Genomic DNA, 26,889 nt, shown 5'->3' on the forward strand with positions numbered 1-26,889 from the left:
AACGTATTTAAGCGCAGTCACGCGCAAAATGAAACAGATGCACCGGCGGCTGTCGGGCCTGAAAATCTTCCGTTCACCACGTCTGTGTATATCGGCAGCGAGTTAACATAAAAACGGAGTGTTGATCACAATAATCAATATTTGTTTTATTTCAACTTAAAATGGAATATTTGTTTCATATACAGTGTTCAGGTGATCAACATAACAGCGAGAGGGTAGAGATGGAGACGGTAGCGAATTTTATTCACGGTGAAAGCGTTACGGGCGAAGGCCAGCGCGTTCAGGCGATCTTCAACCCGGCGACCGGCGCGCAGATTCGTCAGGTGGCGATGAGCACCGCCAGGCAGACGGAGCAGGCGATTGCCGCTGCCCAGCAGGCGTTCCCCGGCTGGGCGAGACAGTCTCCACTGAAGCGCGCTCGCGTCATGTTTCGCTTTAAAAGCCTGCTTGAGCAACATATGGACAGCCTGGCGCGACTCATCAGCGAAGAGCACGGCAAAGTTTATTCAGACGCGGTAGGCGAGCTAACGCGCGGCCTTGAAGTGGTCGAATTTGCCTGCGGCATTCCCCATCTGCAAAAAGGCGAGCACTCGGCAAACGTAGGCACCGGCGTTGACAGCAACTCCCTGATGCAGCCGCTCGGCGTGTGCGCCGGGATAACCCCGTTTAACTTCCCTGCGATGGTGCCGATGTGGATGTTCCCGATTGCGCTGGCAACCGGAAACACCTTCGTGCTCAAGCCTTCAGAAAAAGATCCTTCGCTGGCGGTGCGGCTGGCGCAGTTGCTGAAAGAGGCCGGGCTACCGGACGGCGTGTTTAACGTTGTGCAGGGCGATAAAGAAGCGGTAGACGTACTGTTAACCGACCCGAGAGTGCAGGCGGTCAGCTTTGTGGGCTCAACGCCCATTGCGGAATATATCTACCAGACAGCTTCGGCGCACGGTAAGCGCTGCCAGGCGCTGGGCGGGGCCAAAAATCACTGTATTTTAATGCCGGATGCGGACATGGATATGGCTACCAGCGCGATTATGGGGGCGGCCTATGGCGCCGCCGGTGAACGCTGTATGGCGCTCTCCGTAGTGGTAGCCGTCGGGGATGAAACCGCAGATGAGCTTTGCTCGCGCCTCGAGCAACAGATTGCCACTCTGCGGGTCGGACCGGGCCTGGGGCAGGAGCCTGAAAACGAAATGGGGCCGCTGATTTCCGCACCGCACCGCGCTAAAGTTCTCGGCTACATTGATAGCGGTGAGGAGCAGGGGGCAACGCTGCGCGTTGACGGCCGCGGCCTGAAGCTGGCGGGTAACGAAGGCGGTTACTTCGTTGGTCCTACGCTTTTCGATAACGTCACGCCTGAAATGACCATCTATAAAGAAGAGATCTTTGGCCCGGTGCTTTGCGTAGTGCGGGCGAAAGATTATCACAGCGCGCTGGAGCTGATTAACAAACACGAATACGGCAACGGTACGGCGATTTTCACCCGCGATGGCGGTACCGCAAGGCGTTTCTGCGAAGAAGTTCAGGCCGGTATGGTGGGCGTTAATGTGCCGATCCCGGTACCGATGGCGTTCCACAGTTTTGGCGGCTGGAAGCGCTCAATCTTCGGGCCTCTGAACGTTCACGGCAGTGACGGCGTGCGCTTCTATACGCGTATGAAAACCATCACCGCGCGCTGGCCGGAAAGCAGCCAGCAGCAGGGTTCCGCATTCTCGATGCCAACGCTTGGCTGACAGGAGGAAAGATGACAACACAACGCATGACCATGGCGCAGGCGCTGGTCAGGTTCTTAAACCAGCAATACGTTGAAATCGATGGCGAAGAGCAGCCCTTTATCGAAGGCGTGTTGACCATTTTCGGGCACGGCAACGTGCTCGGTATTGGCCAGGCGCTTGAGGAAGAGCCCGGCCACCTCAGGGTGCATCAGGGCTGCAATGAGCAGGGCATGGCCCACATTGCTACCGGATTTGCCAAACAGCACCGGCGCCAGCGTATTTATGCCGTGACTTCGTCCGTAGGGCCCGGGGCGGCAAATATGGTCACCGCGGCGGCAACGGCAACCGCGAACCGCATTCCGCTGTTGCTGCTGCCGGGGGATATTTACGCCAGCCGCCAGCCGGACCCGGTACTGCAACAAATTGAGCAGTATCATGATCTTAGTATCAGCACTAACGACTGCTTCCGGCCCGTTTCACGCTACTGGGACCGTATTAACCGCCCGGAGCAGCTGATGAGCGCGATGTTAAGCGCTATGCGAGTGCTTACTAACCCTGCTGATACCGGCGCGGTTACTATTTGCCTCCCGCAGGATGTTCAGGGTGAAGCGTGGGATTATCCGCAGAGCTTCTTTGAAAGACGTATTCACCATATTGAGCGACGCCCGCCGGATGAATACCGCCTGCATACCGCGCTGGAGCTAATAGCCAGCAAGCGCAGGCCGCTGGTGATTTGCGGCGGGGGGGTTCGCTACTCCGGTGCGCATCGGGCGTTTCAGGAATTTGTTGAAAGCGCAGGATTCCCTTTTGCCGAAACCCAGGCGGGTAAAGGCGCAATTGTAAGTGAACACTTACTTAATCTTGGCGGACTTGGCGTAACCGGAGGGCTTGCCGCTAACCGGCTGGCTCCCGAGGCGGATTTAATCATCGGAGTGGGGACAAGGCTGACCGATTTCACCACCGGTTCAAAGTCGCTATTTGCCCCGGATGCGGAATTTCTGCTGCTCAACGTCGCCGAGTTTGATGCGCTGAAGCTGGACGCCACGCCTCTGCTGGCCGATGCTCGTGTCGGGCTCGAACGCTTAACGGCGGGCCTGCGTGAAACGAGCTACCGCTCGGCCTGGCGGGATGAAGTTGAGAAGGCGAAAGCAGAATGGAACGATGAGTGCCAGCGGCTATGGTCGCGCAGCTGGCGGCCCGGCGAAGCCCCCGAAGTGGCCGGGCATCTCGATGCTGAGTTACAGGAATACAGTGAAGCTCTGGGAACTTCACTGACGCAGACCCGCGTACTTGGGTTAATCAATCAGCATATTGAAGACGATGCTATCGTGGTGGGCGCCGCAGGCTCGCTTCCCGGTGACCTTCAGCGGCTCTGGCAGGTAAAAACGCCGGACAGCTATCATCTGGAATATGGTTATTCCTGCATGGGTTATGAGGTCGCCGCTGCCGTTGGCGCAAGGCTTGCCAGGCCGGAGCAGCCGGTTTATGCGATGGTGGGCGATGGATCTTATCTGATGCTGCATTCCGAGCTGCAAACGGCGGTGCAGGAGGGGATTAAAATTACCATTCTGCTGTTTGATAACGCCGGTTTCGGCTGCATCAACAACCTGCAAATGGGGCATGGAATGGGTAGTTTTGGCACCGAAAATCGCCATCGCTGTGCGAAAAGCGGGAGGCTGGACGGCCCGCTGGTGAGAGTGAACTTTGCCCAAAATGCCGAAAGCTACGGCTGCAAAGCCTGGCGAGTCAACGATGAGTTTGAACTGTTGGCCGCCCTGGAAGCCTCCCGGCACCACCCTGGACCGACGCTGTTGGACATCAAAGTGCTGCCAAAAACCATGACTCATGATTACGAAGCCTGGTGGCGTACCGGCGATGCGCAAATAGCGCGTTCTGATTCGATAACTGAGGCGGCAGGCCAAACCCTGGAGCAGCTGAAACACGCCCGGCAGTATTAATCTCCCCCTATTCCGCCAGAAATTCTGGCGGAATATTCATTTCATTCCCCCTTCATCTAACAGGGACTTTCCCTGCCGTATACGCTCTCACTCGCAGACTCCCACCCTGGCGTTGTTCTTATTCGCAAAATGTTGTGATTTTGATAGCAAAACACAGCCGATAAATAACCAAAATGTTAACCTCTGCGCAAAAATGAAACTTTCACTCTGCATTGAAATGAAATAAATGTTTTATTTGGGGCGTCGTTATCCAGCTGCAAACGGAGCCGGGGGACCCGGCGCATAACCCAACAGCTATGCCAATATCGGGAGTTGCTATGTTTAACATTGCTTTACTCGGAGCGGGCCGCATCGGCCAGATCCATGCCGCGAATATTGCTGCCCACACGCATTCCACCCTCTGGTCGGTTGTCGATCCTAATGAAGAGAACGCCTCACGTATTGCCGGCAAGTATCAGGCTCGTCGGCAAAGCGTGGATGAGGCCATGGCCGACCCGGAAGTTCATGCGGTGCTGATTGCTTCAGCCACCGATACCCACGCAGACCTGATTGAACTGGCGGCAAAAAACGGCAAAGCCATTTTCTGTGAGAAACCCGTTCACCTTGATCTCGCCCGCGTGCGCGACTGCCTGAAAGTGGTGAAGGAGCATAACGTTCCTTTGTTCATCGGCTTTAACCGCCGCTTTGATCCGCAGTTCCGCAAGGTCAAAAACGAAGTTATTCAGGGGCGCATCGGCAAGCCGGAATCGCTGCTGATTATTTCGCGCGATCCTTCTCCGCCGCCCGCTGAATATGTTCGTGTTTCCGGCGGCATGTTCCGGGATATGACCATCCACGACTTTGATATGGCGCGCTTCATCATGGGCGAAGAGCCTGTGTCTATCTACGCCCAGGGCAGTAACCTGGTGGACCCTGCTATCGGCGCGGCTGGCGATATCGACACCGCCTTTATCGTTCTGAAATACGCTTCCGGCGCGCTGGCCACCATCGTTAACAGTCGCCGCTCGGCCTATGGCTACGATCAGCGTCTTGAGCTGCATGGCGCGAACGGCCTGATCATGGCGGGGAATATCCTGGAAAACCAGGTGCAGCATTTTAGCGCCAGCGGCTGCAACAGCGCGCTGCCGGAACACTTCTTCCTCCAGCGCTACAAAGATGCCTACGCCGCCGAGTGGCAGCATTTTGTTGCGGTACTGCGCGGTGAGGCCAAACCCGAGTGCAGCGGCGATGACGGTGAACGCGCCCTGTACCTGGCCGATAAGGCGCTGGAGTCTCTGCGTAGCCAGCGCAAAGTTGCTTTGTAAGCTCCGAAGACCCTACACACATAAGAGAGAGAATAATGAAAAAGCTCATCCTCGCCGCCCTCATCGCCCTGACTACCACTTCGGCATTGGCCGAAAACGAACAGATTGTTTTTAGTACCCCGAACCTGGCAATGCCGTTTGAGGTTCATATGCAGCGTACTGCGGTCAAAGCCGCCCAGGATATGGGCGTGAAATTGCAGGTGCTGGACAGCCAGGGCAGCTCGCCGAAGCAGGTGGCTGACCTGGAAAACGCCATTACCCGCGGCGCACAGGGATTTATTGTTTCGCCTAACGACGTTAATGCGGTGTCCAGCGCGGTAGGGGAAATCCAGGACGCTAAGCTGCCGGTAGTCACGCTAGACCGCTCGGTTGTCAGCGATAAAAAAGTTCCGCACTTCGGGGCGAACAACTACAAAGGCGGCCAAGCGGTGGCGGACTTTGTGAAATCCAAATTCCCCAACGGAGCGGAGATTATCCTGCTTACCGGCCAGCCTGGCTCCTCTTCCAACATCGAACGTACTAAAGGGATACGCGACGGCCTGAAAGCGGGCGGTGATAAATACAAGATAGTTGCCGATCAAACGGGTAACTGGATGCGTTCCGAAGGGATGCGCATTGTTGAAAGCGTGCTGCCTTCTCTGCCGAAAAAACCTCAGGTGATCCTCTCGGCTAACGACGATATGGCGCTGGGGGCTATCGAAGCGCTGAAGGGGCAGGGAATGAAGCCGGGCGAAGTCATGGTTACCGGCTTTGACGCCGTACCGGAAGCGCTGGCGCGAGTGCGTGATGGCTGGCTGGCGGCAACGGCCGATCAGCGCCCGGGTTTTGCGGTGAAAACGGCGATGAGCCAGCTGGTGGGCAATATCCGCGAGAAAAAGGAGATCACCGGGGCGGACTACGCGCCGACCATGATCACCAAAGATAACCTCGATCAAGCAGAGCGTATCGGCGAAGCCGGTCAATAAGCCTGACCGCGCCCGCCGTCCGGCGGGCGCTACAGAGGAGCAGTCTGATGTCGCAACCCTTATTAAAAGTGACCGACCTGGCGAAAAGTTTCTCCGGCGTGTGGGCGTTGACCAGCGCCCAGCTCACCGTTGGGCAAGGCGAAATTCATGCCCTGCTTGGGGAGAACGGCGCGGGAAAATCCACGCTGCTAAAAGCGCTGGCCGGAGCGCAGCCGCAAACTCGCGGTGAAATCTGGTTTAACGGGGAAGCGCTTGCTCTGGAGGATTCGCCGGTAGAGCGCCAGAACAAGGGCATTATTACCATTTACCAGGAGTTTAACCTGCTGCCCAACATGACGGTGGCGGAAAACATGTTCCTTGGCCGGGAACCGCGCCGCCGCAACCTCATTGTTGATAGCAAAGCGGTAAACCAGGAAGCGCAGGTCATTCTGGACTATTTACAGCTCAACGTTGCGCCCACTACCGCCGTTGCCCGCCTAAGCGTGGCGCAGCAGCAGATGGTGGAGATTGCCCGGGCGCTGACGCTTAACGCCAAACTCATCATTATGGATGAGCCTTCAGCCGCACTTAGCGACAGTGAAGTTGAAAGCCTGCATCGCGTGGTTCGTGAACTCAAAGGGCGCGGGGTCAGTATTATCTACGTGACCCACCGCCTGCATGAAGTGTTCCAGCTGTGCGACCGCTTTACGGTGTTTCAGGATGGGCGCTTCACCGGCAGCGGCGAGGTTGCCGGAACCAACGTCGAGCAGATCATTCGCCTGATGGTTGGCCGCGACGTGGTGTTTAACCGCCGTGATTCCAGCCTTACCCACCATGAAGATAAGCCTGTTCGCCTGTCCGTGAAGGGGTTAAGCCGGGAGAAGCCGCCGCTCGACCCGCACGGTATCGCGCTGAAAGATATCAGCTTCCGTGTTCACGCCGGGGAAGTGCTTGGCATTGCGGGCCTGGTGGGGGCGGGAAGAACGGAAGTGGCTCGCTGCCTGTTTGGGGCGGACAAATTTACCACCGGCAGCTTTGAGCTGGACGGCAAGCCCTACCAGCCGTAAAACCCAATGCATGCCTTAGACCAGGGCATCGCTCTGGTACCGGAAGATCGAAAAAAGGAGGGCGCGGTGCTGGGGCTGTCTATCCGCGACAACCTGACGCTTTCCAGCCTGTCATCGCTGCTGACGTGGCGCTATTTCGTTAGCCCGCGCAAAGAAGATGCGCTGATTGAGGCTTACCGCCAGGCGCTGCAAATCAAGATGGTTAACGCCGACCAGGAAGTGCGAAAGCTCTCGGGCGGCAACCAGCAAAAGGTCATTCTGGCGCGCTGCATGGCGCTTAACCCCAGGGTGCTTATTGTCGATGAACCCACGCGCGGCATCGATGTAGGAACTAAATCGGAAGTTCATCAGGTGCTTTTCGACATGGCTAAGCAGGGCGTGGCGGTGATCGTTATCTCTTCCGATCTGCCGGAAATTCTGGCGGTATCCGATCGGATAATCACCCTGAGCGAAGGGCGTATAACCGGCGAACTGCACGGCGACGATGCCAACGAAGAACGGCTGATGACCATGATGGCCATCAACCATAGCGCCTTAAGTGCCGCATAACGGGGGAGCCCATGACGCAAATAATTTCCAAATCCGAGACCCCAGCGAAGAAGGCTTCACGCTTCGATCCGATTGCTTTCTTCGAACGCTTCGGGGTGCTGATCTTTATGTTCCTGCTGCTGATCTTCTTCCAGTCGCAGAACAGTAACTTCCTGACTGAACGTAATATTTTCAACATCCTTACCGAAGTTTCTATCTACGGGATCATCGCGGTTGGCATGACTTTTGTGATCCTGACTGCGGGGATCGACCTGTCCGTTGGCTCTATCCTGGCCGTCTGCGCGATGACCGCGGCTTATGTTATCAAAGGTGACAACTTTACCACCGTCGATCCCAACGCATGGGGCGGCTTTAGCTGGCTGCTGGGGCTTGGGATCTGCCTGGCGCTGGGCACGGTTATCGGCTTCCTTCACGGCCTGGGCGTGACCCGCCTGCGCCTGCCTCCCTTTATTGTCACCCTCGGCGGCATGACCATCTGGCGCGGCCTGACGCTGGTCATCAACGACGGCGCGCCGATTGCGGGCTTCGACCCAGGCTACCGCTGGTGGGGACGCGGCGAAATGCTGGGGATCTCAATCCCAATCTGGATCTTCGCCATTGTTGCCGTTCTGGGTTATCTGGCGCTGCATAAAACCCGCTGGGGGCGCTTTGTGTACGCCATCGGCGGCAACCCGGAGGCCGCTCGCCTGGCCGGGGTCAACGTTAAGCGTGTGCTGGTCAGCGTATATGTCCTGATTGGCTGCCTTGCCGGGCTGGCGGGCTTTGTACTCAGCGCCCGTTTGGGCAGCGCCGAGGCGGTGGCCGGGATCTCCTTTGAGCTACGAGTAATCGCCTCGGTTGTTATCGGCGGAACCTCATTGATGGGCGGATACGGGCGGATCAGCGGCACCATTATCGGCGCGATCATCATGGGCATCCTGATCAACGGCCTGGTGCTGATGAACGTTTCTGCTTACTACCAGCAGATTATTACCGGGCTGATCATCGTGCTGGCGGTAGCGTTTGATACCTACGCCAAGAACCGTCGCGGCGCGCTTTGAGGAAGGGTCAATATATGAAACAGGTCAGAATTGGGTTAATCGGCACAGGCTACATCGGTAAAGCCCACGCCATCGCCTATGCCCAGGCGCCGACGGTATTTGATTTACAGGGAGAGCTGGTACGCGAAATGGTGGCTGAAGTGACGCCCGAGCTGGCGGCAAAACGCGCCGCGGCATTTGGTTTTAACCGCTCTACCGGCGACTGGCGCGAGCTGGTAGCTGACCCAAATATCGACGTGGTGGACATCTGTTCACCGAACCATCTGCATAAAGAGATGGCGCTGGAGGCTATCCGCCACGGCAAACACGTCTATTCTGAAAAGCCGCTGGCGCTCAATGCCCGTGATGCAAGGCTGATGGTGGATGCTGCGGATCTCGCTGGGGTAAAAACGCTGGTGGGCTTCAACTATATGAAGAACCCGACCGCGCAGCTGGCAAAACAGATAATCGAGCGTGGGGAAATCGGGGAAGTCATCCATTTCTACGGCACCCATAACGAAGACTATATGGCCGACCCGCTTTCGCCGATCCACTGGCACTGTTTTAAAGAGACCGCGGGTCTCGGGGCGCTTGGGGATCTGGCCGCGCATATTGTCAATATGGCGCAATACCTGGTCGGCGATATTCGTGAGGTGTGCGGCGACCTGAAGATTGTTGTGCCGCAGCGCCCGGCTTCTGCGGGCAGTAGCGAAATGATCGCCGTCGAAAACGAAGATCAGGCCCATGCCCTGGTGCGGTTTGAGGGCGGTGCGCAGGGCGTTATCGAGACTTCACGCGTGGCAAGCGGCCGAAAAATGGGGCTGACGTGGACGATAACCGGCACCAAAGGAGCGATTAGCTTTACCCAGGAGCGCATGGCGGAGCTAAAGCTCTATCTGCAAAGCGATCCTGAAGGTCGCCAGGGCTTTCGTACTCTGCTGACCGGCCCGGCTCACCCGGATTACGGATCGTTCTGCATGGGGGCGGGGCACGGCATCGGTTTTAACGATCAAAAAGCCGTGGAAGTGCGTGACCTGATCGACGGCATTGCTGCCGGTAAGCCGCTGTGGCCAGATTTTGAAGAGGGCTGGAAAGTCTCGCGCATCCTCGATGCTATCGCCCTGTCTCACCGCCAGGGCCGCTGGGTAAACGTATCTGACATTGTTTGAGGACGAAGCATGAAACAAAAGCAGTTGGATCTGATTTGCATGGGGCGGGTCGCGGTAGATCTCTACAGCCAGCAAATAGGCGCGCGGCTGGAGGATGCCAGCAGCTTTGCTCGCTATCTTGGTGGCTCCTCGGGAAATGTGGCATACGGCACGGCACGGCAGGGGCTTAAATCGTCAATGCTGGCGCGCGTTGGCGACGAGCACATGGGGCGTTTTTTACGCGAGGAACTTAGCCAGGTCGGCTGCGATACCAGCCACTTGATTACCGACAGCGAACGATTGACGGCGCTGGTACTCCTTGGGATTAAAGACAGGGATACCTTCCCGCTGATTTTTTACCGCGACAACTGCGCGGATATGGCGATTACCGCCGACGACTTCAGTGAGGACTACATTGCATCTTCCCGCTGCCTGGCTATCACCGGCACGCACCTTTCCAACCCGCGCACCCGTGAGGCGGTATTGACTGCATTGAATTATGCGCGGCGAAACGATGTGCGCACCGTGCTGGATATAGATTACCGCCCGGTGCTTTGGGGGCTGACTTCTCTGGGGGACGGCGAGACGCGCTTTGTCGCCGCTGAGCAGGTCACGCAGCAGCTACAGTCAGTGCTTCATCTGTTTGACGTTATCGTCGGCACGGAAGAAGAATTCCACATCGCCGGCGGCTCAACCGACACGCTGGCCGCTCTGAAAAATGTACGCGGGGCCACTGAGGCAACGCTGGTTTGCAAGCGCGGGGCGCAAGGTTGCTCGGTGTTTATCGGCGCTATCCCCGCCTCGCTGGACGGCGGCATCAACGTCAGCGGCGTGCGCGTGGAAGTACTCAACGTACTGGGCGCGGGGGATGCATTTATGTCCGGGCTGCTGCGCGGCTATCTCAGTGACGAAGGCTGGGAGCAGGCCTGCCGCTACGCCAATGCCTGCGGGGCGCTGGTGGTTTCGCGCCATGGCTGCGCGCCCGCAATGCCGAGCAAAATAGAGCTGGATGATTATCTGGCGCGTGAGCACCAGGTTCCACGCCCCGATCTTGATGCTCGCCTGAACCACCTTCACCGCGTAACAACCCGTCGCCGCCAGTGGCCTGAACTCTGCGTCATGGCTTTTGACCACCGCAGCCAGCTTGAAGAGATGGCGCTCAAAAGCGGGGCCGACCTGCGGCGCATTCCGGTTCTCAAGCAGCTTATTTTGCAGGCCAGCCGCGAGGCCGCCGGGCTTGCAGAGCTGGAAGGGAAAGCCGGGCTGCTGTGTGACGGTACCTTTGGCCAGGACGCGCTTAACTCGATTACCGGAGAAGGCTGGTGGATTGGCAGGCCTATAGAGCTGCCAGGCTCGCGCCCGCTGGAGATGGAGCACGGCAACATCGGCTCTCAGCTCATCAGCTGGCCGCAGGAACACATCGTCAAGTGCCTGGTGTTTTTCCACCCGGAAGACGCCCATGTCCTGCGGCTTGAACAGGAACAGAAAATTGCCGAGGTCTATCGCGCCTGCTGTCAGTCCGGCCATGAGCTGCTGCTGGAGGTGATTCTGCCTGCCGATATGCCGCGCAGCGACGAGCTGTACCTGCGGGCCATTTCGCGTTTTTACAATCTCGGCATTTACCCGGACTGGTGGAAACTCCCGCCGCTTTCCAGCGATGGCTGGGCGGCGCTGAGCAGGCTGGTGGAACAGCGCGACCCGCACTGCCGTGGCGTAGTGATCCTCGGTCTGGATGCCCCGGTGGAGGTGCTGCGTGAAGGCTTTAATGCCGCCGCTGGCTACCCAATAGTTAAAGGCTTCGCGGTTGGGCGCACGCTGTTCGGCGAAGCGTCTCAGGCCTGGTTAAAACGAGATATCGACGATGCGCAACTGGTGGCTCGCATCCGGGACAATTACCTGCGGCTGATCGCCCTGTGGCGCGAGCGCGGACTGAATCAACATTAAGGAGAGCATCATGACCGTGCATTTAGGCATTAACCCGCTGACCTGGACCAACGACGATCTTCCTTCTTTGGGGGCCGATACGCCGCTGGAAACCTGTCTCAGCGAGGGAAAAGAAGCGGGGTTTGAAGGTTTTGAACTGGGAAATAAATTCCCACGCGAGGCCGGTATTCTGGGGCCGATTCTCCGCAAGCATGATTTAAAACTGGTCTCTGGCTGGTATTCAGGCCGCCTGCTAGAACGCTCTGTTGAACAGGAAATAGAGGCCGTGCAGCCGCACTTAACGCTGCTGCGTGAGCTGGGCGCGAAGGTGCTGGTGTTTGCTGAAGTTTCTCATTGTGTTCACGGCGAGCAGCAAACGCCTGTTCATCTGCGCCCGCGTTTCCCGGCTGAGCGCTGGGAAGAGTATGGCGAGAAGCTCACCGAATTTGCTCGCTATACGCAGCAGCAGGGCGTGCAGATTGCCTACCACCACCATATGGGAACGGTGATTGAAAGCGCCGAGGACGTGGATAATCTAATGCTTCATACCGGCCCGGAAGTTGGGCTGCTGCTGGATACCGGCCATTTGACCTTTGCCGGAGCCGACCCGCTTGCCGTGGCCGAGCGCTGGCTCTCCCGCATTAACCACGTGCACTGCAAAGACGTGCGTGCGGCCGTACTGGCAGATGTGAAAAACCGTAAAACCAGTTTCCTCGACGCGGTGCTGAGCGGCGTATTTACTGTACCTGGCGACGGCTGTGTTAACTACCCACCGATTATGGCTCTGCTGAAAAAACAGGGTTATCAGGGCTGGCTGGTGGTTGAGGCCGAGCAGGATCCTGCTGTTGCACATCCGCTCACTTACGCGCGCCTTGGCTACAATAATTTGAGCCAGCTGGCACGCCATGCCGGGCTGATTTAAGGAGGGGAAATGTCCAGATTACTTTCTCGCGGGCAACTGCCGGGCCCTAAAGGGCAAACTCAGCGGATTACGCCTGAAAGCGCGGGATGGGGCTACGTCGGTTTTGAAGTCTACCAGCTACGCGAGGGCCAGCGGCTGGACCTGTCTGCGGTAGAAGAAGAGCGCTGTCTGGTGCTGGTTGCGGGGCGCGCCACTATCGATACGCCGCTGGCTCGTTTCCCCGAAATTGGTGACCGCATGAGTCCTTTTGAGCGCCGTAAGCCCTGGGCGGTTTACGTGACATCCGGCGAGGCGATTAAGGTTGAGGCGCTTACGCATCTTGAGCTGGCGGTGTGCTCGGCTCCTGGGAAAGGCACTTACTCCACGCGGCTTATCGCCCCGCAGGACATTGACGCTGAAGCTCGCGGCAAAGGCCATAATCAGCGTTATGTGCATAACATTCTGCCGGAAGATAAACCGGCAGACAGCCTGCTTGTGGTGGAGGTTTACACCAATGAGGGCTGCACCAGCTCGTACCCAAGCCACAAGCACGATACCGATAATCCGCCAAATGAAACGTATCTCGAAGAAACTTATTATCATCGCCTGAACCCGCCGCAGGGCTTCTGCATGCAGCGTGTATACACTGACGACCGCACGCTCGACGAATGTATGGCCGTGTACGACAAAGATGTAGTAATGGTGCCCAAAGGTTACCACCCTGTTGCTACGATGGCCGGGTACGACAGCTATTACCTCAACGTAATGGCCGGTCCGGTGCGCAAGTGGATGTTTAGCTGGGAGAAAGATCACGCCTGGGTGAACAGCGATGCGTATGGGGAAAGGTAGAATGTGTTGGGCGTGATGTCTGTCTGCACTGTGTTTAGTAAAAAGCATGCCGGGCTACCGGCATGCTTTTATCTTTCATTCTGTCTATTTTTTGATTCCCAGTTTTGTAGCCTGGGATGCGACCTCATCATAAAGTGACTCAAATTTGTGGTCATAATAAGGACCGTAGTCGGTGTTGGGATCGTCATGTTTATGTGATGCGTTATTACCGATGGCATAGCTTCCATCTTCTTTATCTACTATCCATGCGCCGCCGCTGGCGCCTGACCCATAAGGGTTATCGGACATTGCCGCAACCCCATCCTCTACACCTGCGTTATGACCCTTAACTTTCTGCAAAATTTTACCATCTGAGTAGTTTGATGGATAACCTATGGCATACAAATGGTCATGTTTAAAACCTATTTCCGCCCCTAGCCAGCTAGTCAGAGTTTCGGTCTCTGTTATAATAAAACCGTAATCGACTTTTCTGTTTGTGTCTTCTCCTTCACCTACGACCCAGGAGTCACGAGTTGCTGCTGAGATACCATAAATAATGCCTTTTTCTTTGCCTTTGCGGTAGCCCTGGTGGAATTCAAAGTTGGTATAATACTCCCCTGTTTCTTTATCCCTGACGCAGTGGGCCGCCGTCAATAGAACATTTGGGGCAACAAATTGCGCAGAGCAACGATGCTCACCGCCATCACCTTCAGTAAAATAGAGTACCCCGGCAGTGTTAAAAGGATACTCATCGACGTCAGCTTCTGATGGAACACCTGTTTTTGCTGGTGTCCGGGCGCCGTTTTTGGATGGGCCAGGTTTTGCTATTATTTTAGGGCTAACTAGCTGAGTTTTTTTCCTTTTTCATTTTCTCTATTTCTTGCTCTGTAATTTCTGGTGCTTCCATAGGTGTAGCTTTTTTTAATCGCTCTTCAGTTCAGTACTCTTTTGTTTTGACGAGGTCATCTTTAGAGAAAGATATAATGCTATTGCCGTTTTTATTGATGATATTTTTTTGATCGGCCTCGGCCAACTAAAAATCAATAATTAGTTATCTTAATATATGCTTTAGAAAATAACTCTGAGTGGTTGTTTTAAGTTGTATGAAATATTCTTTGATGAATGAATTGAATATTGGGAAATATATCTCGCGTGTAGATTATGGCCGGGTTTGCTGCCGTTCAGTTTAAACGAAGCGGCACTGCACAAAGCCTGGGATGCAGGTGTATGATAAAGCTTCCTCTGTCAGGTTAATTTCAACGTGCAGACGACAATTATCGTTACCTTTGCCGCCTGCCTGTTATAGGTTGGATACATGCATACAGTAACACCAGATAGTGATGCGCCTTTTGGGACGTTGTTAGGCTATGCCCCGGGCGGCGTAGCGATTTACTCTTCTAATTACGGCAGCCTCGACCCGCGAAACTACCCCGAAGATGCCGAGTTCCGTAGCTACATCGGCAACGAATACATGGGCCACAAATGGCAGTGCGTTGAGTTCGCACGCCGTTTCCTGTTTCTGAACTATGGCTTTGTGTTTACCGACGTTGGCATGGCTTGGGAAATCTTCTCTCTGCGCTTTTTACGCCAGGTAATCAACGACAATATTCTTCCGCTTCAGGCGTTTGCTAACGGCTCTAAACGTGCGCCTGAAGCCGGTGCGCTGCTGATCTGGCAGAAAGGCGGTGAGTTCGATGAAACCGGGCATGTAGCCGTTGTTACCCAGCTTGTGGGAAATAAAGTGCGCATTGCCGAACAGAATGTCATTCACGCCCCTCTACCTGCCGGGCAGCAATGGACGCGCGAGCTGACCCTGGTTGAGCAGGACGGCCTCTACACCCTGCAAGATACCTTCGAGGATACCTCGATTCTTGGCTGGATGATCCAGACTGAGGATAGCGAACATAGCCTTCCACAGCCCGATATTGGCGGAGATGCGTTAAAAATTGGCGGCGCTCGCCTGGCTAATAAACGCCAGTTCGACGGTAAATGGCTGAATGAAAAAGATGCTTTACAGCGGGCTTATATCGGGGCGAATGGTCACTTTATTAATAAAGATCCCTGCCAGTATTTCACCATTACCGAAACCGCAGAGCAGGAGCTGATTAAGGCGACCAACGAGCTGCATCTGATGTACCTCCATGCAACGGATAAAGTGCTGAAAGACGATAACCTTCTGGCGCTTTTTGATATTCCGAAAATCCTCTGGCCGCGCCTGCGGTTATCCTGGCAGTGGCGTCGGCACCAGATGGTTACCGGGCGCATGGATTTCTGTATGGATGAGCGCGGGTTGAAGGTTTATGAGTACAACGCCGATTCTGCTTCCTGCCATACCGAAGGTGGATTGATCCTCGAAGAGTGGGTGAAAACGGGCTATCGCGGAACCGGACACAACCCGGCGGAAGGGTTGCTTGAAGAGTTAACCGGTGCCTGGAAGCACAGCAGTGCCAGACCGTTTGTTCATATTATGCAGGATAACGACTCCGAGGAAGATTACCACGCCCTGTTTATGCAGCGTTCGCTGATGCAGGCCGGGTTTGACACCAAAATCTTGCATGGTCTCGGCGAGCTGAGCTGGGATGCTGCGGGGCAGCTTATTGATAGCGACGGGCGGCCGGTCAACTGCGTATGGAAGACCTGGGCGTGGGAAACGGCCATCGAGCAAATTCGTGAGGTAAGTGAAACCGAATATGCGGCGGTACCGATACGCACCGGGCATCCTCAGAACGAGGTGAGGCTGATTGACGTGCTGCTGCGCCCGGAGGTGCTGGTGTTTGAGCCGCTGTGGACGGTTATTCCGGGAAATAAAGCTATTCTGCCGGTGCTGTGGCAGCTGTTCCCGAACCACCATTACCTGCTGGATACCGACTTCGAAGTCAATGAGCTGCTGGCAAAAACAGGCTATGCGGTAAAACCGATAGCCGGGCGCTGTGGGAGCAATATCGACCTTATCAGCCACCACGATGAACTGCTGGATAAAACCAGCGGCAACTTTTTGGATCGCAAGAATATTTACCAGCAGCTGTGGTGTCTGCCAAACGTAGACGGCAAGTATATTCAGGTATGCACCTTTACCGTCGGCGGAAGCTACGGTGGCACCTGCCTGCGCGGGGATGATTCGCTGGTGATTAAGAAAGAGAGCGATATCGAACCGCTGATTGTGGTGAAGGATAAGCAGTAACCGGTTGTCGGAACAGGGGTAATGGAGCCAGTAGGGGCGACTGCACCGCAGGCGTTTATCAAGATAAATGTGCGGTAGGCTAGCGCCCTGAACCTCCAGACAGGTGAACGATTATGTTAATAACCGCACCGAAGGTTAATTATATGTAAAGTTTTTAGGATGTTTAAGGTAGAAACCTTCATTCGAAAGGCGTTAAGATTCGCCTAAGTTTCTCGGAGAATCACTATGAATGAAAATTCCTCCCGCCGCACCGGTTGGCTGGGTATCTACTGTCTGTTTTTGTCAATCATCCTACTGGCGTTCAGCCTGGCCTTTATCATTGGGGGTATTAAATTAGCCTCCTTAGGGGGTAGCTGGTATTTTCTGATTGCCGGTATTGTGTCTTTAATTTCCGCAATACAATTTTTCCGTCGTAAATCCTCAGCAGTTATGGTTTTCGCTCTGGTATTTGCAGGGACCCTGCTTTGGTCTTTATACGATGCCGGGATGGATTTCTGGCCGCTGGTGTCACGTTTGATGGTACCCGCAGGCCTGCTGCTGCTGGCTGCTGTCGCGTGGCCTGGGCTGCGTAAATCTGAAGGGAAAAAGGCCCGCGCCAAAGGGGCGTACGGCGTTTGTGCAGTATTAATCATTGGTATAGGCGCGACCTTTATTCAAATGTTTCAGCCTCATCCGACGGTGGCATTTAAAGGGGAAGAGTTACCTTTGGTGCCGGTAAATAAGGGCCAGCAACAGCAAAACTGGGATCATTACGGTAATACAGCGGGGGGGAGCCGATTTGTTGCTCTCGATCAGATTAACCGCGATAATATTCAACAGCTTAAGCCTGTCTGGACCTATCACACCGGTGATATTCCTTTAAGCCCGGATGGTAATGGCGCTGAAGATCAGCAAACGCCATTACAGGTCGGCGATCGTGTATTCCTTTGCACGCCGCACAATAACGTCATTGCAGTTGATGCAGATACCGGGAAAGAGATCTGGAAAGCTGAAATTAATGCGAAATCCGCTATCTGGATGCGGTGTCGTGGTCTCGCTTATTTTGATGCTACCAAACCGGTCGCAAAACCTACGATTTCAGGTTCTTCCCCTGTTATTGAACCTAAAGTCGCCTCGGGTGCAGCTTGCCAGCGCCGTATTCTGATGAACACCATCGACGATCGTCTGATTGCGCTCGATGCTGATAACGGCCAGTACTGCCCTGATTTTGGCCATAACGGCACCGTTAGTCTTTTAGAGGGTATGGGGAAAGCGGACGATCCGAGCTATGTCGTGACTTCAGCACCGACACTTGCCGGTACAACCGTGGTGGTCGGTGGGCGCGTGGCTGACAACGTCAGCACAGACATGCCAGGCGGTGTTATCCGTGGCTACGACGTGATTACGGGAAAACTGCGCTGGGCGTTTGATGCCCGTAATCCTGATCCAAACCACGTTCTGAAGCCTGGTGAGCACTACATGCGCAGCTCCGCTAACTCCTGGGCTCCTATGTCCTGGGATGCGGACATGAACACCGTATTTATCCCAATGGGAAGCTCGTCTGTTGATTTATGGGGCGCAGATCGTATTCCTGAAGACCATAAATACGCCACGTCGATACTGGCGCTGGACGCCACTACCGGCAAAGAGAAATGGGTTTATCAAACGGTCCACAATGACCTTTGGGATTTTGATATTCCCATGCAGCCGAGTCTGGTGGATTTCCCTACGAAAGAGGGTAATAAACCCGCTGTTGTGGTCGGCACGAAAGCCGGACAAATTTTTGTCCTGGATCGTCTGACGGGTAAACCGTTAACCGAAGTTCGTGAAGTACCGGTCAAAAAATCAGATATTCCTAACGAGCAATATTCCGCCACGCAGCCGAAATCGACCGGGATGCCACAAATCGGGGCTGAAACGTTAAAAGAATCGGACATGTGGGGAGCTACGCCGTTTGACCAGCTAGCCTGCCGTATCAGCTTTAAATCTATGCGCTATGACGGTCTCTACACCGTGCCGGGCACAGATGTATCACTGAGCTATCCGGGCTCTCTTGGCGGTATGAACTGGGGAGGTCTTTCTACCGATCCGAACAATCACTATATCTTCGTGAACGATATGCGGCTGGGGCTGTGGGTTCAACTGATTAAGCAGGATCCGCAAAGCGCGGTAGCGAACACGGGTGGTGAAGCGGTCAATGCGGGAATGGGGGCCGTTCCAATGAAAGGAACGCCGTATTCCGTGAATAAAAATCGCTTTATGTCACCGCTGGGCATCCCGTGCCAAAAACCGCCGTTCGGTACGCTCTCTGCCATTGACTTGAAAACCCAAAAAGTTGTCTGGCAGGTACCTGTAGGCACAGTGCAGGATACGGGGCCATTTGGTATAAAAATGCGGATGAAAATGCCGGTGGGTATGCCAACTCTCGGAGGTACTTTGGTGACTCAGGGCGGACTGGTGTTTATCGCTGGTACGCAGGATTACTATCTACGAGCCTTCAATTCCTCAACAGGCGAGGAAGTCTGGAAGGCTCGCTTGCCGGTGGGGAGCCAGGGGGGACCCGTTAGCTACGTCTCACCGAAAACGGGTAAACAGTATATTTTAATCTCAGCGGGAGGGGGACGTCAGTCACCGGATCGCGGTGACTATGTGATTGCCTACGCTCTTGACTAAGTGATAAAAAAATCATTACCCACCTCCTATGGAGGTGGGTGTCAGATGATATGAGTACAAAAACGTCGGGAACGTTTTTGAACAGCGCTTGCGCTGGCCCGTAGGGTGGGTATCAGATGATATGAGTACAAAAACGTCGGGAACGTTTTTGAACAGCGCTTGCGCTGGCCCGTAGGGTGGGTATCAGATGATATGAGTACAAAAACGTCGGGAACGTTTTTGAACAGCGCTTGCGCTGGCCCGTAGGGCGAGTATCAGGATGATACGAGTAACCGAACTTTAGTTCGATGAAGAGTCCAGACCCCAGAAAGCAAAAAACCAGCCCGTAGGCTGGTTTTTCTAAATAGTGGTGCCCGGACTCGGAATCGAACCAAGGACACGGGGATTTTCAATCCCCTGCTCTACCGACTGAGCTATCCGGGCAACGGGGCGCATTAAACCGTAAACCCTATTCCGCGTCAATCGCTTTGTTGCATAAGGCCGTTCGTTTGCATGATTTATGTGCTGGCTGTTACAGAGTTCAGGTTGAACCTGCCGAAAGAAGGTGCCATGATTGCGCGAATTTTCTTATCCACCACGGGGCGCTTTGATGTTCACTCTCAATTCCCACGCATCTTTCGGGATAGCGCTCGTCCGTGCAGTTATTTCCTTCCGAAGTCCCTTGCTCACCATGCGGTGAGGGCAACGTATGCTCGCTGCAGGACAACAGTAAAATCAGGGCTGACCTGGTTTTACTGATGTCTGGCGGTCGGAGTGGACTCACACCCTAAGACCTTCAGAACGCCTTCACCGGGGAACTTTCCCTTTGCCGTGCCGGTTGGCACTCACTCATCCTTGAAGACGGGGATTTGTGCTTATGAAATCATTGAAAATTGCCGCAAGCCACGACGTGGTGGCATTACTCTCAACTCATCGCGAAGTGGTCACGCTTGCCGATACCGACTTTACCGATGTTGCGGCAGTTGTCATCTCCATTGCGGATAGCCGCAGTGGCATTCTGGCGCTGTTGAAGCGAACCGGCTTTAATCTGCCGGTATTTATCTTCAGCGAGAGCATTGTGGAAGAGCTGCCCGAAGTTACGGGCGTGATTAGCGGTAAAGCACAGGATTTTCTGGAGCTGGAAACCGCAGCCAGCGACTATGAAGAAGACCTGCTGCCGCCGTTCTTCAACACCCTGAGCAAATATGTGGCGATGGACAACAGCACTTTCGCGTGCCCCGGCCATCAGCACGGTGAGTTCTTTAAAAAACATCCGGCTGGCCGCCAGTTCTTCGATTTCTTCGGTGAAAACGTATTTCGCGCCGACATGTGTAATGCCGACGTCAAGCTGGGCGACTTGCTGATCCATGAAGGTTCTGCCAAACACGCGCAGAAGTTTGCCGCAAAAGTATTCCATGCCGACAAAACCTACTTTGTTCTGAACGGGACATCGGGCGCGAATAAAGTGGTGACCAATGCGCTGTTGACGCGCGGGGATTTGGTGCTGTTTGACCGCAACAACCATAAATCAAACCATCATGGTGCATTGATTCAGGCCGGAGCGACGCCGGTTTACCTGGAAGCCTCCCGCAATCCATTTGGTTTTATCGGCGGGATTGATGCCCACTGTTTCGAAGAAAAACATCTGCGTGAGCTGATTGCAGAAGTCGCACCGGAACGTGCAAATGAGGCCCGGCCATTCCGCCTGGCGGTTATCCAGCTTGGCACTTACGACGGTACAATCTACAACGCGAGGCAGGTGGTGGATAACATCGGCCACCTGTGTGACTACATCCTGTTTGATTCAGCGTGGGTGGGCTATGAGCAGTTTATTCCGATGATGGCGGACTGCTCGCCGCTTCTGCTTGAGCTGAACGAGAACGATCCGGGAATTTTTGTGACCCAGTCGGTTCACAAGCAGCAGGCTGGTTTCTCGCAAACTTCGCAGATCCATAAAAAAGATAACCATATACGCGGCCAGGCTCGTTTCTGCCCGCATAAGCGGCTGAATAACGCCTTTATGCTGCATGCTTCAACCAGCCCGTTTTACCCGCTGTTTGCCGCGCTGGACGTGAACGCCAAAATTCACCAGGGCGAAAGCGGGCGCCGTCTTTGGGCTGAATGCGTGACTCTGGGGATTGAAGCGCGCAAGGCGATCATCGCTAACTGTAAGATGATCAAACCGTTTATTCCGCCGGAAGTCGCGGGGCGCCCGTGGCAGGATCATCCAACGCAAACGATAGCCCAGGAACGTCGTTTCTTTAGCTTCGAGCCGGGCGAGCGCTGGCACGGATTTGAAGGCTATGCGAAGGATGAATACTTCGTCGATCCCTGCAAGTTGCTGCTGACCACGCCGGGGATCGATCCGCAAACGGGTGATTACACCGAATTTGGCGTACCGGCGGCGATCCTCGCTAATTATCTGCGTGAAAACGGGATCGTGCCGGAAAAAGCCGATCTCAATTCTATTCTGTTCCTGCTTACTCCGGCCGAAAGCGCCGAGAAAATGGCCCAGCTGGTGGCAATGCTGGCCCAGTTTGAGCAGCATATTGAAGACGACACGCCGCTGGCGGACGTGCTGCCAACCATATATCAGAAATACCCGGTGCGCTACAAGGGCTACACGCTGCGCCAGCTCTGCCAGGAGATGCACGACCTGTACGTCAGCTTCGAGGTGAAAGAGCTGCAAAAGGCTATGTTCCGCAAGCAGAGCCTGCCGAAAGTGGTTATGAACCCGCAGGATGCGAATATCGAGTTTATTCGCGGCAACGTCGAGCTGGTGCGCCTGAGTGAGTCAGAAGGGCGCATTGCTGCCGAAGGCGCTCTACCTTACCCGCCTGGCGTGCTGTGCGTGGTGCCGGGAGAGGCGTGGGGCGGTGCGGCGCTGCGCTATTTCCTGGCGCTGGAAGAGGGCGTGAACATGTTGCCGGGCTTCTCGCCTGAGCTACAGGGTGTGTATAGCGAGACGGATGCCGATGGGATTAAGCGGCTGTATGGGTACATGTTGAATTAAGAGGAAATTGCCCCTCACCCCGGCCCTCTCCCCGAAGGGGCGAGGGGGGAAACTTGCTCCCAGAAGATCCCCTCTCCCTTTTAGGGAGAGGGTTAGGGTGAGGGTAACGTTCTGGACTATCGCCGACGGTAGCTCTTCTGCGCGGTATTCACCTTATAAAGATAATGGCGAGACTCAGCAGAAGGATGGCGTGTGGTCAGCGTCTGGTAAACGTCGCCCGGATCCATGCTGTTGATCAGATTAAACGCCTGAGTCTTATCGTTTGAGAACACTCTAAGCACGCTGCCCGCGCCGCCGTTATAGGCGGTAATCACCGCATAACGACGTGAGGTCGGGTTATCAATCTGCCCCAGATAGCTGTTCTGCAAAATCGCCAGGTAAGCGGTGCCGGTATCGATGTTGCTCTCCGGGTCGAACAGATAGCTGCGGCTCGGTTTACCCCATTTCCCCTGCGCTTTAAACACATCTACCCCGGCGCTGTGCTGAACAACCTGCATCAGGCCCAGTGCGTCCGCGTGGCTCACCGCATAAGGGTTAAAGCTCGATTCGGTCTGCATGATTGCCAAAATCAGCGACTCATCCACGCCGTATTTCTTCGAGGCTTTGCGCACCATGCCGATGTATTTATGGGCACGTTTATCGAGGTGGTTTGGCACCAGGTTAATGGTAACGCTATACACGATTTTCAGGCCGGTACTGCGGCTCTGAAGACGAGTTTTTAGCAGGTAGTCGGCAAATTTCGACGCGCGACCTTCCCAGCGAATAGGCTGCCCGGTATTGTCCACCACCTGTCCGTAAAGGAATGGCTCTTTGGAGATAAGCACGTCGTTGGCGTCGGAATAGAGGTCGATAGAACCCGGATCGTCGCCCATCAGCAGGGTGGTAATGATGGCCTGGCGCAGGTGCGCAGCCGGGTCAGTTCCCGCAATGGTTTCAACGGTAATCGTACCTTCGTCGAAGTTAATGTGGCTGCGGGTCAGGTACTGATCGGTATATTTGACATAGTCTTTAGGACCGGCGATCAGCACCTCTTTCATGCCCCAGATATTTTCGATGTTGTTGGCAAATTGCCCCATCAAAATATCAAACCCGTTGGTGTCCTTTATATAAGCTTCGTTATAAGAATCACCGTCTCTTTTACTGGAACAGGAGATGAGTAACGGAGCCACGAGGGCCAGCGCGAGAAGTTTTTTCATCATTCCGTGTATGCGTGTTGTGTTTGCAAAAAGAGGCCGACGGTTACTGTTTTTCCGGCGGGGTAAAGCCTTCGATGTGGACGTCTTTCCCTTCAAACAGGAAGTTGACCATCTCGTTTTCCAGCTCTTTACGGTGTTCCGGGTTCATCATGCTCATCTTTCTTTCGTTGATAAGCATCGTCTGTTTAGTCTGCCACAGCGCCCAGGCTTCTTTAGAGATTTCGTTATAGATTCGCTTGCCCAGCTCGCCAGGGTAGAGCTGGAAATCCTGGCCTTCAGCATCGCGCTGCAGGTAAGTACAAAAAATAGTTCTGCTCATTATTAATCCTCTTCTGCGGCTCGGACGGGCGCTATAGCGACCGGTTCGACGCGTAATTGTTGTAACAGGCGCTCCACGGGAGCAGCCAGTCCGACGGATGGCGGCTGGGCTAAGTTATACCAGAGAGCCGCTCCTTCATCCATGCAGCCGCCCGGCGACGACACCGGAAGCCACATAGGCACAATATCCAAATGGAAATGGCTGAAAGTATGGCGGAAGGCGGTTAGCTGGGTGAGATTATCCGATGGAATTCCCCGCTGTTCCAGCCAGTTATGCAGCGCCTGCTCGTCCGTAAATTGCGGGAAGCAGAACAGCCCGCCCCACAGGCCCACGGCAGGGCGCTGAGTGAGGAAGACCTCGTCGCCCTGTTGCATCATTAACATATAGCCAGTGCGCTCGGGCAGCGTAACCTTAGGTTTTTTGCCGGGATAGTTGGCCCAGCTATGGTTGGCGTAAGCCATGCAGCCGTTGCTCAGGGGGCAAAGCTCGCATTTCGGTTTTGAGCGAGTGCAAACCATCGCCCCCAGGTCCATCATCGCCTGGTTAAACTGGCTAACGCCTTTGGCTGGCGTTACCTGCTCGCTGATTTCCCACAGGCGTTTTTCAACATCTTTTTTGCCCGGCCAGCCCGAAACGGTATAGCAGCGAGCCAAAACGCGCTTAACGTTGCCGTCCAGAATAGGGAAGTGTTTACCCAGCGAAAGCGAAAGAATCGCTCCGGCTGTAGAACGCCCAACGCCCGGGAGGTCGGCTACTTCGTCATAGGTTTCCGGGAACACGCCACCGTGTTTATCGGCAACCTGCTGCGCGGCTTTGTGCAGATTGCGCGCACGAGCGTAATAGCCCAGGCCGGTCCACAGGTGCAGCACCTCATCCAGCGGAGCGTTGGCGAGGTCGGTAACGGTTGGGAAGCGCGCCATAAAGCGTTCAAAGTAGGGGATAACCGTCGCGACCTGCGTTTGTTGCAGCATCACTTCCGAGAGCCAGACTTTATAAGGCGTTTTTTCCTGCTGCCACGGCAGAGTTTTGCGCCCATACTTGTGGTACCAGTCGAGTACCTGTTGGGCAAATTGAGGCGCTTGCATCGTCAATACTGGGCATCCGGCAAAGGGTGAATAAGGCTGCCGATTCCAGCACAGAGCGTTAAAGCTGTAAACCGGAACTTTCCTGTGCTTGCTTCTCATGCTTAACTTTGGATAATGCCCGTTTCCCGAACACTAAGCGAAGCGTTAACGAAATCATGAAGAATGACGTCATTTCACCGGAATTTAATGAAGAAGGCCGCGTGCTGCGCCGCATCCGCAGCTTTGTCCGTCGCCAGGGGCGTCTGACGAAGGGTCAGCAGCATGCGCTGGATAACTACTGGCCGGTGATGGGCGTTGAGTTCCAGGCCGAACCAGCCGATTTTGGCACCCTGTTTGGCCGTGAGGCACCGGTCACGCTGGAGATAGGCTTTGGTATGGGGACTTCGCTGGTGGCGATGGCGCAGGCGAACCCGATGCACAACTACCTCGGGATTGAAGTGCACTCGCCGGGCGTGGGCGCATGCCTGAGCACCGCGCATGATGCTGGCGTAGAGAACCTGCGCGTAATGTGCCACGATGCGGTAGAAGTGCTGGAAAACATGATTCCTGACAATTCTCTGACCATGGTTCAGCTGTTTTTCCCTGATCCATGGCACAAAGCACGCCATAATAAACGCCGTATCGTTCAGGCTCCGTTTGCTGACCTGGTGAAACGCAAGCTGAAGCTGGGCGGCGTGTTCCATATGGCAACCGACTGGGAACCTTATGCCGAACATATGCTCGAAGTGATGTCCTCTATCGAAGGGTATAAAAACCAGTCGGAGAGCAACGACTACGTACCGCGTCCGGACACGCGACCGGTAACCAAATTTGAACAACGTGGCCATCGTCTTGGCCACGGCGTATGGGACTTAATGTTCGAGAGGGTGAAATAATGGCAAAGAATCGTAGCCGTCGTCTGCGTAAGAAAATGCATATCGAAGAGTTCCAGGAACTGGGTTTCTCTATTGCCTGGCGCTTCCCGGAGGGCACTTCCGAAGAGCAAATTGATAAAACCGTGGACGAGCTGATCGCCGAAGTCATTGCGCCAAACAAACTGGCGTTTGACGGCAGCGGTTATCTGGCCTGGGAAGGGCTGGTGTGCATGGAAGAGATAGGCAAATGCACCGAAGAGCATCAGGCGCAAATTCGTAAATGGCTTGAAGAGCGCAAGCTCGAAGATATTCGCATCAGCGATCTGTTCGACGTCTGGTGGGATTAAGCATTAGCAAAAAACAGGCTGGTTAATTAACCGGCCTTTTTTTCAGGAGCTGAATTTTCAGGAGAAAACATGATCCGTAAGCTTCTTTTAGGCGCGCTGCTGGTAACCGCCGCCTCGGCGCACGCAGACTATCAGTGCAGCGTGAACCCGCGTGATGACGTGGTTATCAGCCCGCAGTCCGTTCAGGTCGTTGGCGAGAACGGTAATCTGGTTATTGCCCCTGACGGTAGCGTTCAATTCAACGGCGCGCAGAAAACGCTGAACGCCGCCCAACGCCAACAGGCGCTGAATTATCAGAAATCTCTGCGCGCGGATCTTCCGTGGATCGATAACGGCGCTCGCTCGCGGGTGGAGAAAAGCCGCATCGCGCTGGACGGCATTATTGCTAAAGAGGTGGGCGAAAGCAGCAGCATGCGCGGCCGTCTGACCAAGCTGGATGCTCAGCTCAAAGAGCAGATGAATCGCATTATCGAACGCCGCCAGGATGGTTTGACCTTCCACTATAAAGCTATCGATCAGGTGCGGGCGGATGGGCAGCAGCTGGTGAACCAGGCGCTGGGCGGGATTTTGCAGGACAGCATTAACGAAATGGGCGCGCAGGCGGTTCTGAAGGGCGGCGGTAACCCGTTGCAGGGCGTGCTGGGTAGCCTGGGCGGGCTGCAAACCGCTATTCAGAAAGAGTGGAATAATCAGGAAGCGGATTTTCAGAAGTTCGGTAAAGATGTGTGTGACCGTGTGATCACCCTCGAGCAGAGCCGCAAGGCGCTGGTGAGCGGGCTTAAGTAATTCAGAGGCCGGCTCTCTCCCGGCCGGTTCCAACATGGCGGCTGTTCGGTTTACCCGCAGAACTGAACTCCGCCTTTTCAGTTATCCTGGCTTCTCCGCTAAGCATGGCTTTGTAACAGACATATCG

Annotated in this window: 19 protein-coding genes, 1 tRNA gene and 1 pseudogene; 16 read left to right on the forward strand and 5 right to left on the reverse strand. The window is 54.9% G+C overall.

From position 1 onward, the window contains the following. Positions 1-221: 221 nt before the first annotated feature. The 10 genes and pseudogenes from FOC35_RS11915 to iolB all read left to right on the forward strand — a co-directional run bounded on the left by FOC35_RS11915 (position 222) and on the right by iolB (position 13,371). The gene (locus FOC35_RS11915; protein WP_172568982.1) at positions 222-1,727 is read left to right on the forward strand and encodes a CoA-acylating methylmalonate-semialdehyde dehydrogenase; all 1,506 of its coding nucleotides are present in this window, start codon (positions 222-224) and stop codon (positions 1,725-1,727) included. A gap of 11 nt (positions 1,728-1,738) precedes the next feature. Continuing rightward, positions 1,739-3,667 (forward strand): 3D-(3,5/4)-trihydroxycyclohexane-1,2-dione acylhydrolase (decyclizing), encoded by a 1,929-nt coding sequence (gene iolD / locus FOC35_RS11920; RefSeq protein WP_172568983.1) that lies wholly within the window; start codon positions 1,739-1,741, stop codon positions 3,665-3,667. A 317-nt stretch (positions 3,668-3,984) separates the two neighbouring features. Further along, entirely contained in the window at positions 3,985-4,971 is a 987-nt protein-coding gene (gene iolG / locus FOC35_RS11925; protein ID WP_172568984.1) for an inositol 2-dehydrogenase, read from the forward strand. Positions 4,972-5,006: 35 nt separating this feature from the next. Further along, positions 5,007-5,936 (forward strand): sugar ABC transporter substrate-binding protein, encoded by a 930-nt coding sequence (locus FOC35_RS11930; protein ID WP_172568985.1) that lies wholly within the window; start codon positions 5,007-5,009, stop codon positions 5,934-5,936. A gap of 47 nt (positions 5,937-5,983) precedes the next feature. Further along, a pseudogene (locus FOC35_RS11935) lies at positions 5,984-7,531 on the forward strand (sugar ABC transporter ATP-binding protein). Positions 7,532-7,542: 11 nt separating this feature from the next. After that, positions 7,543-8,571, forward strand: a complete 1,029-nt coding sequence (locus FOC35_RS11940; RefSeq protein ID WP_172568986.1) for an ABC transporter permease — start codon at positions 7,543-7,545, stop codon at positions 8,569-8,571. Positions 8,572-8,585: 14 nt separating this feature from the next. Then, entirely contained in the window at positions 8,586-9,719 is a 1,134-nt protein-coding gene (locus FOC35_RS11945; protein WP_016538194.1) for a Gfo/Idh/MocA family protein, read from the forward strand. Positions 9,720-9,728: 9 nt separating this feature from the next. Continuing rightward, positions 9,729-11,642: a 5-dehydro-2-deoxygluconokinase gene (gene iolC, locus FOC35_RS11950; protein ID WP_172568987.1), complete on the forward strand. Its 1,914-nt coding sequence runs from the start codon at positions 9,729-9,731 to the stop codon at positions 11,640-11,642. A 10-nt stretch (positions 11,643-11,652) separates the two neighbouring features. After that, positions 11,653-12,543, forward strand: coding sequence for a myo-inosose-2 dehydratase (iolE, locus tag FOC35_RS11955; RefSeq protein ID WP_172568988.1), 891 nt, complete (start codon positions 11,653-11,655; stop codon positions 12,541-12,543). 9 nt (positions 12,544-12,552) lie between these two features. Then, the gene (gene iolB / locus FOC35_RS11960; protein ID WP_172568989.1) at positions 12,553-13,371 is read left to right on the forward strand and encodes a 5-deoxy-glucuronate isomerase; all 819 of its coding nucleotides are present in this window, start codon (positions 12,553-12,555) and stop codon (positions 13,369-13,371) included. 84 nt (positions 13,372-13,455) lie between these two features. Here the strand turns inward: iolB and FOC35_RS11965 are convergent, their stop codons facing one another. Next, a complete protein-coding gene (locus FOC35_RS11965) occupies positions 13,456-14,181 on the reverse strand; it encodes a serine protease (protein WP_172570356.1) in 726 nt (241 codons plus the stop codon). Positions 14,182-14,665: 484 nt separating this feature from the next. Here FOC35_RS11965 and gss point away from each other — a divergent pair, with 484 nt between their 5' ends. Both gss and FOC35_RS11975 read left to right on the forward strand, forming a co-directional pair. Next, positions 14,666-16,531, forward strand: a complete 1,866-nt coding sequence (gss, locus tag FOC35_RS11970) for a bifunctional glutathionylspermidine amidase/synthase (RefSeq protein ID WP_172568990.1) — start codon at positions 14,666-14,668, stop codon at positions 16,529-16,531. 225 nt (positions 16,532-16,756) lie between these two features. After that, positions 16,757-19,183: a glucose/quinate/shikimate family membrane-bound PQQ-dependent dehydrogenase gene (locus tag FOC35_RS11975; RefSeq protein ID WP_172568991.1), complete on the forward strand. Its 2,427-nt coding sequence runs from the start codon at positions 16,757-16,759 to the stop codon at positions 19,181-19,183. 347 nt (positions 19,184-19,530) lie between these two features. Here the strand turns inward: FOC35_RS11975 and FOC35_RS11980 are convergent. Further along, positions 19,531-19,606: transfer RNA gene (locus tag FOC35_RS11980), tRNA-Phe, on the reverse strand. Positions 19,607-20,039: 433 nt separating this feature from the next. On the opposite strand from FOC35_RS11980, the gene FOC35_RS11985 reads away from it, so the two are divergent. Further along, positions 20,040-22,175, forward strand: coding sequence for an ornithine decarboxylase (locus FOC35_RS11985; protein WP_172568992.1), 2,136 nt, complete (start codon positions 20,040-20,042; stop codon positions 22,173-22,175). Positions 22,176-22,291: 116 nt separating this feature from the next. Here the strand turns inward: FOC35_RS11985 and mltC are convergent, their stop codons facing one another. The 3 genes from mltC to mutY are packed head-to-tail and all read right to left on the reverse strand — an operon-like array spanning position 22,292 to position 24,781. Next, positions 22,292-23,371, reverse strand: a complete 1,080-nt coding sequence (mltC, locus tag FOC35_RS11990) for a membrane-bound lytic murein transglycosylase MltC (RefSeq protein ID WP_115586331.1) — start codon at positions 23,369-23,371, stop codon at positions 22,292-22,294. Positions 23,372-23,414: 43 nt separating this feature from the next. Next, complete coding sequence (locus tag FOC35_RS11995) at positions 23,415-23,690, reverse strand: oxidative damage protection protein (protein ID WP_016538178.1); 276 nt, start codon at positions 23,688-23,690, stop codon at positions 23,415-23,417. A gap of 2 nt (positions 23,691-23,692) precedes the next feature. After that, positions 23,693-24,781 (reverse strand): A/G-specific adenine glycosylase, encoded by a 1,089-nt coding sequence (gene mutY / locus FOC35_RS12000; RefSeq protein WP_172568993.1) that lies wholly within the window; start codon positions 24,779-24,781, stop codon positions 23,693-23,695. Between the two features lie 149 nt (positions 24,782-24,930). On the opposite strand from mutY, the gene trmB reads away from it, so the two are divergent. From trmB to FOC35_RS12015, 3 genes are all read left to right on the forward strand, one after another. After that, entirely contained in the window at positions 24,931-25,650 is a 720-nt protein-coding gene (trmB, locus tag FOC35_RS12005) for a tRNA (guanosine(46)-N7)-methyltransferase TrmB (RefSeq protein ID WP_172568994.1), read from the forward strand. After that, positions 25,650-25,976: a YggL family protein gene (locus tag FOC35_RS12010; RefSeq protein WP_016538175.1), complete on the forward strand. Its 327-nt coding sequence runs from the start codon at positions 25,650-25,652 to the stop codon at positions 25,974-25,976. The genes trmB and FOC35_RS12010 overlap by 1 nt, the downstream gene beginning before the upstream one ends. A 69-nt stretch (positions 25,977-26,045) precedes the next feature. Continuing rightward, positions 26,046-26,762 (forward strand): DUF2884 domain-containing protein, encoded by a 717-nt coding sequence (locus FOC35_RS12015; RefSeq protein WP_172568995.1) that lies wholly within the window; start codon positions 26,046-26,048, stop codon positions 26,760-26,762. The last annotated feature ends 127 nt before the right edge of the window (positions 26,763-26,889 follow it).

This window comes from Cedecea sp. FDAARGOS_727, from assembly GCF_012273235.1.
Classification (GTDB): domain Bacteria; phylum Pseudomonadota; class Gammaproteobacteria; order Enterobacterales; family Enterobacteriaceae; genus Cedecea; species Cedecea davisae.